The sequence below is a fragment of the Nonomuraea mesophila genome (assembly GCF_004352805.1).
Taxonomy (GTDB): domain Bacteria; phylum Actinomycetota; class Actinomycetes; order Streptosporangiales; family Streptosporangiaceae; genus Nonomuraea; species Nonomuraea longispora.
The window spans coordinates 1-9,479 of sequence record NZ_SMLD01000257.1 but is presented as its reverse complement, the minus strand read 5'-3'; the positions used below and the strand labels follow the sequence as shown (position 1 = coordinate 9,479).

9 protein-coding genes are annotated in these 9,479 nt (G+C 73.3%); 2 read left to right on the top strand and 7 right to left on the bottom strand.

The window, feature by feature from the left end; translation table 11 throughout:
* Positions 1-2: 2 nt before the first annotated feature.
* From E1295_RS45365 to E1295_RS45335, 7 genes are all read right to left on the bottom strand, one after another.
* Positions 3-1,055, bottom strand: coding sequence for a C45 family autoproteolytic acyltransferase/hydrolase (locus E1295_RS45365; protein WP_166427736.1), 1,053 nt, complete (start codon positions 1,053-1,055; stop codon positions 3-5).
* Positions 1,052-1,939, bottom strand: a complete 888-nt coding sequence (locus E1295_RS45360; RefSeq protein ID WP_132641162.1) for an ABC transporter ATP-binding protein — start codon at positions 1,937-1,939, stop codon at positions 1,052-1,054. The genes E1295_RS45365 and E1295_RS45360 overlap by 4 nt, the downstream gene beginning before the upstream one ends.
* Positions 1,936-2,964 (bottom strand): ABC transporter ATP-binding protein, encoded by a 1,029-nt coding sequence (locus tag E1295_RS45355; RefSeq protein WP_132641160.1) that lies wholly within the window; start codon positions 2,962-2,964, stop codon positions 1,936-1,938. The genes E1295_RS45360 and E1295_RS45355 overlap by 4 nt, the downstream gene beginning before the upstream one ends.
* Positions 2,965-3,067: 103 nt before the next feature.
* Positions 3,068-3,928 (bottom strand): ABC transporter permease, encoded by an 861-nt coding sequence (locus tag E1295_RS45350; RefSeq protein WP_132641158.1) that lies wholly within the window; start codon positions 3,926-3,928, stop codon positions 3,068-3,070.
* On the bottom strand, positions 3,925-4,878 hold the full coding sequence (locus E1295_RS45345) for an ABC transporter permease (protein ID WP_132641156.1): 954 nt from the start codon (positions 4,876-4,878) through the stop codon (positions 3,925-3,927). Before E1295_RS45345 ends, E1295_RS45350 begins: the two co-directional genes overlap by 4 nt.
* Positions 4,879-4,881: 3 nt before the next feature.
* Positions 4,882-6,408: an ABC transporter substrate-binding protein gene (locus E1295_RS45340; protein WP_132641154.1), complete on the bottom strand. Its 1,527-nt coding sequence runs from the start codon at positions 6,406-6,408 to the stop codon at positions 4,882-4,884.
* Positions 6,409-6,418: 10 nt separating this feature from the next.
* A complete protein-coding gene (locus E1295_RS45335) occupies positions 6,419-7,288 on the bottom strand; it encodes a serine hydrolase (protein ID WP_132641152.1) in 870 nt (289 codons plus the stop codon).
* Between the two features lie 84 nt (positions 7,289-7,372).
* On the opposite strand from E1295_RS45335, the gene E1295_RS45330 reads away from it, so the two are divergent.
* Both E1295_RS45330 and E1295_RS45325 read left to right on the top strand, forming a co-directional pair.
* Complete coding sequence (locus E1295_RS45330) at positions 7,373-8,392, top strand: LacI family DNA-binding transcriptional regulator (RefSeq protein WP_132641150.1); 1,020 nt, start codon at positions 7,373-7,375, stop codon at positions 8,390-8,392.
* 278 nt (positions 8,393-8,670) lie between these two features.
* The coding region (locus tag E1295_RS45325; protein WP_132641148.1) for a serine/threonine-protein kinase at positions 8,671-9,479 on the top strand (809 nt) is incomplete at its 3' end.

Genomic DNA, 9,479 nt, shown 5'->3' with positions numbered 1-9,479 from the left:
GGTCATGAGGCCTCCTTGAGGTCGTAGACGGCGTAGCCGCCGCGGTCGGGCGGGCCCGCGCAGACGTGCAGGCGGCGGGCACGGATCTCGGCGACCGTGGAGACCACGGTCTCGACGTTGAGCTCGGGGGCGTCGGCGGCGTGGTGGCACAGGGCGTCCGGAGCGCCGTGCCGGTCGGCCAGGACGGCGGCCAGCTCCGCGGGCCCGGCGTGCGGCCCGGCGCCGGCGAGCAGCGCCTCCAGCCTGACCTGGCGGGCGCGCGAGTTGCGCATCCAGGGCTGCGGGGCGTTCTCGTGCGCGGCCAGCTCCCCGAGGAAGTGGTTGGTGTGGGTGAGGACTCCCCCGGACGGTTCGAGCACGCCCACGCCACCCGGGGTGGTCTCCAGGTCCAGAGCTCCTCCCTCGTCGGCGATGAGCAGGTTGCGCGGTCCCGACCTGGGCACCGCCGTGACCGCGTCCGCCGCGCGGAACCGGTCCCGCTCCCCCAGCGCCAGGCGCGTCAGCAGGTAGCGCGGCACGCCCGTCCCCCACTGGTCCGTGCGCAGGAAGTTGCCGAACACGGCGACGCCGGCGTCGTTCATGCCGTGGTGGCCGAGCTGCCCGGCCGGGGTGACGGTGATCAGCGCGGGCCCGTCGGCCGGACGCCTGCGCAGCACCACGAACAGCGGCCCCACCTCGGGCGGGAGGTCGGCGTTCTGCGCGGCGATCGGGCCGCCGGGACGGGCGGGGCCGACCAGGGCCAGCGAGCTGCATTCGGGGGCGGCGGTGTTCCAGCCGGTCAGCTCGGCGCGCAGCTGCAGGATCCAGCCGTCGGCGGCGCTCAGCCCCGCCCCTTCGCCGACGCCGTCCACCTCGGCCGCCAGCTCGGGCGCGACGGCCTGGGTGGCGGCGCGGAACTCCATGGCCCGGTCCCTGGCGGCCGCCAGGCCGGGGCCGCCGGCGATCAGCTCGTGGTGGCGCAGGACGAGCGGGCGGGCGGCCTCGCCGTACGCCTGGCCCGCGGCGCGGCCGTCGCCGGGAACGTCGATCTCCGTCAACCGGACGGGAGGGCTCACCCGTCCACCTCCTTCGGGTTCGTACATGGTGTCCTTGCCGCCCGCCGCGCGGTGAGCGACGGTACGGCGGCGACCAGTTCGCGGGTGTACTCGTGCCGGGGGTCGGTGTAGATCTGCTCGGCGGGTCCCAGCTCGACCAGTTCGCCGCCGCGCATCACGCCGATCCGGTCGGCGACCAGCCGGACGACGGCCAGGTCGTGGGAGATGAACACGCAGCCGAAGCCGGTGGTCTCGCGCAGCCCGGCGAGCAGGCCGAGGATCTGCGCCTGGGTGGAGACGTCCAGCGCGGAGACCGGTTCGTCGCAGATCAGCACGCGCGGGTCGCAGGCGATCGCGCGGGCGATGGCGATGCGCTGGCGCTGGCCGCCGGAGAACGCGCGCGGCAGCCGGTCGGCGTGCTCGGGCCGCAGTCCCACCCGCCGGAGCAAGTCGGCGACCCGGTCGCGGCGGGCGGCGGCGTCCAGGGCGGTGTGCAGCAGGAGGGGTTCGGCGATGCTCGCCCCGACGCGCATGGCCGGGTCGAGCGAGCCGAGCGGGTCCTGGAAGACCATCTGCAGGTCCCTGCGGCGGGCCCGCAACGCCCGGCCTCGCAGGCGGGCCAGGTCGTCGCCGTCGAGCAGCACCTGGCCGCGGTCGGGACGCAGCAGGCCGACCAGCATGCGCGCGGTCGTGGACTTGCCCGAGCCGCTCTCGCCGACGATGGCCAGCGTCTCGCCCGCGCCCACCTCGAACGACACGTCCCGCACGGCGGGCCGCCCGCCGAACGTCTTCACCAGCCCGCACGCCCTCAGCGGCGCACCGGCGTTCTGCCCGCTCGTGCCGCCGCCACGGGCCCGGTCCTGCCCGCTCGTGCCGCCCCCGCAGGCCCGGTCCTGCCCGGTCATGGTGTCGCCTCCGCCGGCCTGCGGAGCCCGCCGCGCCGGTGGAGGTCGGCGCTGCGGGCGCAGCGCACGCTCCGGGCGCCCGTCCTGACGAGCTCGACCGGCGCGGTGTCGCACGGGTCCGGCCGCGTGTGAGCGCAGCGGGAGCTGAACGCGCAGCCGGGCGGCGGCTCGCCGGGGGCGGGGACGGTGCCGGGGATGGCCTGGGGCTTGTGCCCGCGCATGGCGTTCTCGGGCGCGGCGGCCAGGAGCGCCGCCGTGTACGGGTGGGCGGGATCGTCGAACACCTCGCCCACGCCGCCCTCCTCGACGAGGCGGCCCGCGTACATGACCGCGAGCCGGTGGCAGGTGCCGGCGACCACGCCGAGGTCGTGGGTGACCAGCAGCATGGCCATGCCGAGGTCGTCCTGCATGCGGACGAGCAGGTCGAGGATCTGCGCCTGGATGGTCACGTCGAGGGCGGTGGTCGGCTCGTCGGCGATGAGCACGGCGGGTTCGCAGGCCAGCGCCATGGCGATCACCGCGCGCTGGCGCATGCCGCCGCTGAAGGTGTGCGGATAGTCTCCGGCCCGCCTGCCGGGTTCCTTGATGCCGACGGCGCCGAGCAGGTCCACGGCCTGCCGGGCGGCGGCGGCGCGGCCCGTCCCGAGGTGGCGCCTGTGCACCTCCGCGATCTGCTCGCCCACGGTGATGGACGGGTTGAGGCTGGCCATGGGGTCCTGGAACACCATGGCGACCCGCCGGCCGCGGACGTCGGCCAGCGTACGGGTGCCGGCCGTGACGAGGTCGAGGGGCGGCCGGTCGCCGGGCTCCAGCAGGCGCACCGAGCCGGCGGTGACGGCGACGCCGCGTGGCAGCAGCCCGAGCAGGGCCAGGGCGGTCATCGACTTGCCCGACCCGGACTCGCCCACCAGCGCCAGCGCCTCGCCCGCGCGCAGCCGGAAGGACACGTCGTGCACGAGGGGGACCCGGCGGGCCGCGGGGCCGGCCGCGACCGACAGGCCGTCCACCTCCAGGACGTGGGTCATGAGACCTCCTTCGCCGGTTTCATGACCGGGGTGCGGTGTTCGTCGAGGGCCTGCTCGGTCACTAGAGCGCCCTCTTTCTCGCAGGCACCACTACGGTGCTTGGTCATGTGGGCTCCCGGTCCCGGCGGGCCAGCGCGTCGCGCAGCCCGTCGCCTACGGTGTTGAACGCGAGCACCGCCACCAGGATCACCAGGCCGGGCAGGACGACCAGCATGGGGGCCTGTTCGAGGTAGCGTACGGCTCGTTTGAGCATGGACCCCCAGCTCGCGAGCGGGGGCTGGACGCCCAGGCCGAGGAAGCTGAGGCCGGCCTCGGCCAGGATGGCGTAGCCGAACGTGAGGAACGCCTTGACGATCAGCGGCGTGCCGACGTTGGGCAGGACGTGCCGCCACAGGATCCTGGTGGTGGAGCAGCCTGTGGTGATCGCGGCCTGGATGTAGGTCTGGCCGCGCACGGTCATGGTGGCGCCCCGGGCCACCCGGTAGAAGCCGGGCGCGTAGACGACCCCGACGGCGATCATGGCGTTGGTCAGGCTGGGGCCGAGTGCCGTGGCGATGGCGATGGCCAGCACCAGGCCGGGGATCGACAGCAGGGCGTCGGCGATGCGCGACAGCACGAGGTCGGCGCCGCGTCCCAGGTAACCGGCGAGCAGGCCGAGGGGGACCCCGCAGACCGTGGCCACGCTCACCGCCAGCAGGGAGGCGCCGAGCGAGACCCGGGTGCCGTGCAGCAGCCTGCTGAGCACGTCGCGGCCCGACTCGTCGGTGCCCAGCCAGTGCGCGGCGCTCGGGCCTTCGAGCCGGTGCAGCAGGTCCTGGTCCACCGGGTCGTGCGGGGCGATGAACGGCGCCGTGAGCGCGGCCAGGGTGAGGACGGCCAGCACGCCGAGGGCGACGGCGACGTCCCGGCGGCCGGCCAGCCGCCGTCCGAGCGTGTCGCGCCGCTCGGCGGTGATCGTGGTCATGCGGCCCCTTTCGTCTGCGCGCCCGGGGTGAGCCACCGGTACGCCAGGTCGACGGCCAGGTTCGCGGCCACCACGACGACGGTGCTGGTGATCACGATGCCCTGCAGGACGGGCAGGTCCTGACGGGTCACGGTGGACTCGGCGAGCGTGCCCAGCCCGGGCAGCCCGAACACGGCCTCCACCACCACCGCGCCGCCGAGCAGCTGGCCGGTCTCCAGCCCGAGCACGGTCACGAACGGCACCGCCGCGTTGCGTACGGCGTGTTTGCGCAGCACCGTCAGCGGCAGCAGGCCTTTCGCCCTGGCGGTGCGGACGTAGTCGGTGTCAAGCACGTCGGCCAGGGCCGCCCTGAGCTGGCGGGTGGGCTCGACGGCGGCGGCGACGCCCAGCGTGAGTGCGGGCAGGGCGAGGTGTGCGGCGAAGGCTCCCACGCCGTCGGTGAGCGGCCGGAACCCGGTGGCGGGGAAGACGGGAACGGTGATCGCCAGCGCCAGGATCAGCATGAGCCCCAGCCAGAACGACGGGGTGGCGACGGCGAGCGCGGTGCCTGAGGAGATCACCCGGTCGAGCCGCCCGCCCGGCCGCAGCGCGGCGAGCGTGCCGAGCGGCAGCGAGATCAGCACCGCGACCGCCATGGCGGCCACGGCGAGGGAGAGCGTCACGGGCAGGCGTTCCATGAGGATCTCGGTGACCGGCTGGGAGTTGTACAGGGAGGTGCCGAGGTCGCCGGTGACGGCGCCCGCCGCCCAGCTCAGGTAGCGCACGGCCACGGGCTGGTCGAGGCCGAGCCCGGCGCGTACGGCGGCGATCTCCTCGCGGGTGGCGTGCTCGCCGGCGATGTGGATGGCGGGGTCGCCGGGGATGAGCAGGGAGAGCCCGAACGTGATCAGGGAGACGACGAAGAGCACCACGACGGCCCCGGCCAGCCGTTTGACTAGAAATATCGCCATAAGTCAGCCCATACCGACGACGCGGATGTCGTCGAACCCGGTGAGCAGCTTGCCGAAGTCGCGCACCTTGTCGTTGACCGCGTAGTACAGCTTGCGGTTGCAGATCGGCACGTTGTACGCGTGCTCGGCCGCGACCTTGGCGATCTCCCGGTAGCCCGCCTGCTGCGCGGCCCGGTCGGTGGCCGCCGCGCTCTCCTCGGCCAGCTCCTCGATCCGCTCCACGGTGAGGTCGCCCGGGTTGTTGAGCCCGCCCTTCAGGTAGTCCTGCTGGGTGATGAGCCGCGGGTCGGGCCCGGCCACGCCGATCTGGCTGACCAGGGCGTCGGCCTGGCCGCGGTTCTGGTAGAGGTCGATGGACTGGTCGGCGCTCATGGGCCGCAGCTTCATCTCGACGCCGATGTCCTTGAACTGGTCCTGGATGGCCTCGCCGAGCTGCACGAACGCGGTGTTGTCCCACACCAGCGCGGTGAAGGAGAACCCGTCGGGCAGCCCCGCGGCCGCCAGCAGCTGCCTGGCCTTGGCCGGGTCGTACGGGTAGGCGCCCTCCAGCGAGGGCTCGTGCGCCCAGTGCCCGGCGGGGGCCGCCTGGACGGTCGGCTCGCAGGAGCCGAGCAGCAGCTTGTCGGTGATCGTCCTGCGGTCGACGGCGTGGTTGAGCGCCTGGCGCACCCGCTGGTCGCCGAACTCGGAGCGGCCGGTGTTGAGGTTGAGCTGGTAGACGAGCCCGGTCAGGAACTCCTCCATCTTCAGGTCGGCGTCGCGCGCGGTGTCGGCCTGCTCGGGGCGGATGAGCGTGGCGTCGTACTGGCCGGAGCGCACGCCGTTGAGCCGGGTGTCGTCGTCGTTGACGAACGACATCTCGAGGCCCTTGAGCCGCTGGGCGCTCTTGTCGTAGTAGCCGGGGAAGGGCTTGTAGACGACGCGGTCGTCCCTGCGGTAGTCGGTGACCTGGTACGGGCCCGAGCCCACGGGCTTCCTGTCGAGGTCGGGGTTGTCGAACGCCTTCGGGCTGATCAGCGCGCCGCCCCGGTGGGCCAGGGCGTTGAGGAGGTCCTCCTCGGATCCGGTGTGGCGGATGGCCAGCGCGCCGTCCTCGACCTCGACCTCCTTGATCATTTTCAGCAGGGAGGCGGCGGTGCTGCCCTTCGCCGTCATCGCGCGTTCCAGGTTGGCGCGTACGGCCTCGGCGTCCAGTGGGGTGCCGTCGTGGAACGTCGCGCCCGAACGCAGCGTGAAGACCTCCTTGCCGCCCTTCTTCTTCCACGACTCCGCGATCATGGGGGCGATCTCGCCCTCGGGCGTGATCGTGACGAGGCGGTCGTAGACGGGCAGGACGTAGAGCTCGTCCCAGGCCGTGGAGGCCTTGTGCGGGTCGAGGGTGGAGGGGAAGGCGGTGTAGGCGAAGCGCAGCACGCCGGCTCCGGACTGGGTGGACGGGGCTCGTTCGCCGCCGCCCTGCGCGCAGCCCGCGCTCAGGACGGCGATCACGGCCAGGGAGGCCGCGAGCACGCGACCGGTCATACGAGACATGTGAGTCTCCTTACGGATGCATCTCCTCCCAGCACGCGCGGCTGAGATGGGCAATGTGGACCCTCGCCCCCGAAAACCCCGGCAGCCCGTCGGGCAGGACCGCGGGAAGCTCGTCCGTGTAGACCGCGAGCACGTAGCGCGGCCCGTCGTCGCCGAAGAAGACGCCGCCGTCGCTGACGTCCCGCCAGCCGGCGCCGCTCTTGTGCGCGACCTTGGTCCCGTACGGCAGCAACGCCGGCAGCGTGTCCCTGAACTGCTGGTGGCAGAGCACGTCCAGGGCGAACGAGCAGAGCTCGGGCGGGCACCCGAGCAGCCGGTTGGCCTCGGGCTCGGCCGCTGAGCCGCGGGCGATCAGCTCCAGCAGCCTGGCCTGGTCGCCGGGCGTCGTCACGTTGCTCGCGTCGACCGGATGGTCGGGGGCCAGCCGCGGGATCAGCGCGTGCCGGTGCCGCGTGCCGGTGAGTCCGGCCGACGCGCACAGGTCGTTCACGGCGTCGAGGCCGACCAGGTCGAGGACGTGGGCGGTGGACAGGTTGTCGCTCTGAATGATCATCAGGGTGACGGCGTCGCGCAACGACAGGCGGAGCCCCGGGTCGAGGTGTTGCAGGAGCCCGGTGAAGACGCGGTCGCGGTAGCGGCCGTCGATGCTCAAGCGGGCGTCGAGGTCGAGCTCGCCCCTGTGCACGGCGCGCAGTGCCGCCATCATGACGGCGACCTTGCGGGTGCTGGCCGCCGGGAACGCCCGCGCGCCGTGCCGGTCCGCCCGCACCCCGCCGTCCGGCAGGCCGATGAGGCACCAGCCGGTGACGTACGGCTGGGTGTCGCACAACGCGTTCAGCCGCCGGACGGCCCGTGCGAACCGGGACGTGCTCGCATGCATGTCGGCGACTCTAAGCCAAAACGATTTGGCATCACAAGACCCTCTGCCTAAACGATTTGGCACCGAGGGCCTTAGGCTGACCCCATGCAGCCGTCACGATCCCGTCCGCGGATCCGCGATGTCGCGGAGGCCGCGGGGGTGTCCGAGACCACGGTCTCCCACGTGCTCAACAACAAGGGGCGGGTCGACGTTGCGACCAGGGCCCGGGTGGCGGAGGTGGCCGAACGGCTCGGCTACCGGCCCAACAGCAACGCGCGCGGCCTGCGCTCGGGCCGGGCCGACACCATCGCGCTGCTCATGCCGATCGTCGACCTCGACGCCACCCACCACATCCTGGCCGTCGACTTCTACCTGTCGCTGACCATGAACGTGGTGGAGGCCGCGTTCGAGCGCGACCAGGCGCTGCTCCAGCTGCCGCCGCTGCGCCGGCTCGATGACCTGCGCCGGTTCGGCATCGACGGCGGCATCGTCGTCGACCCGCTGCCCGAGGACCCGCGGGTGGCCATGTTCGACCGGCTCGGCCTGCCGGTGGTCACGATCGGCCGCGACATCGCCCACACCGGCGACCCGTGGTGGGTGGCCGCCGACAGCGCGGCCGGCACGCTGACCGTCCTCGACCACCTGGCCGCCGCCGGAGCGCGCAGGGTGGCGATGTTGTCGGTGGACATCGGGTGGTCGTGGTTCGCCGACGCCGAACGCGCGTACGCCGAGTGGACAGCTCGGCACGGCCACCACCCGATGCTGGTGCCGGCCCGGCCCGACAAGCTCGACAGCAGCGCGGCCGAGGCGGCGGGACGGCTGCTCGACCTGGAGCCCGACGCCGTCTACGTGCCGCCGCAGTGGCTGGCCACCGGCCTGCTGCGCGCCGCCAGGGAGCGCGGGCTGAGCGTGCCCGGCGACCTGCTCGTGTCCGTGGGGGTCGACAGCCACCAGGCGCGCACGAGCGATCCGCCGCTCACGGCCGTCGACCTCGACCCGGCCAGGACCGCGAGGGAGGCGGTCGACCTGCTGATCAGCCGGATCGAGGGCCGCCCGCCGCGGGCGCCGCGCGTCATCCCGGTCACCCTGCTGCCCCGGCGCTCCACGGCGGTGCTCACGACGTGAGGAAGTCCTGCGGCCCCAGCGCCCGCTCCACGATCCTGACCTCGCCGGTGCTTGACGCTGACCGGCGACGGCCGGAGCCGGACGTTGCCGGAGCCATGGGCAGCACCGTGATCTCCGTAGGTGGCGGCATGGTTGTGGCGGCGGTAACGCCCGGCCTCCGCGGGCGGACCTTTCGGGGCGGACGCGGCCAGGGCGGTTGCCGGGCACCGGATCTTCTTCTGCGGGGCATTGAAGCAATAATGTGTGGATCGTTTGAATAGATCGAGGAAAGGGGCGGGATGCCGGAAATGCGCCCGCTCCGGCCGGACGACCCCGCGCACATCGGCGGCTACCGGCTGGTCGGCGTGCTCGGGTCCGGCGGGCAGGGAGTGGTCTACCGGGGCACCGGCGACCCGGGACCCGACGTCGCCATCAAGGTGCTGCACGGCCACCTGAGCCACGACGACGGCGCCACCGCCCAGTTCCTGCGGGAGGTGGAGGCGGCGCGGCGGGTGGCCGCCTTCTGCACGGCGGCGGTGCTGGACGTCGGCATGCTGGGCGAGCGGCCGTACATCGTGAGCGAGTACGTCCCCGGCGACACGTTGCACGCGGTCGTCCGCTCCGGCGGACCGCGCTCCGGCGGGGCGCTCGACCGGCTGGCCATCTCGACCCTGACCGCGCTGACCGCCATCCACCAGGCCGGGATCGTGCACCGCGACCTCAAACCGGCCAACGTCCTGATGGGCCCCGACGGGCCGATCGTCATCGACTTCGGGATCGCCAAGGCACTCGACGCCTCGACGCACACGTCCGGACTGGTCGGGACTCCTGCGTACATGTCGCCCGAGCAGTTCGGCGACGCGCGGGTGGGGCCGGCGTCGGACCTGTTCAGCTGGGCGGGCACGATCGTGTACGCGGCCACGGGACGTACGCCCTTCGCGGGCACGACGGTCGCTGTCGTCGTCAACAACGTGCTCAACGGTGTGCCGGATCTCTCGGGCGTGCCGCGGCACCTGCTGGCGGCGGTCGAACAGTGCCTGTCCAAGGACCCCGCCGCCCGGCCCTCCCCCGCCGACCTGCTTCAGGAGATCATCCGGCAGGCGAACCC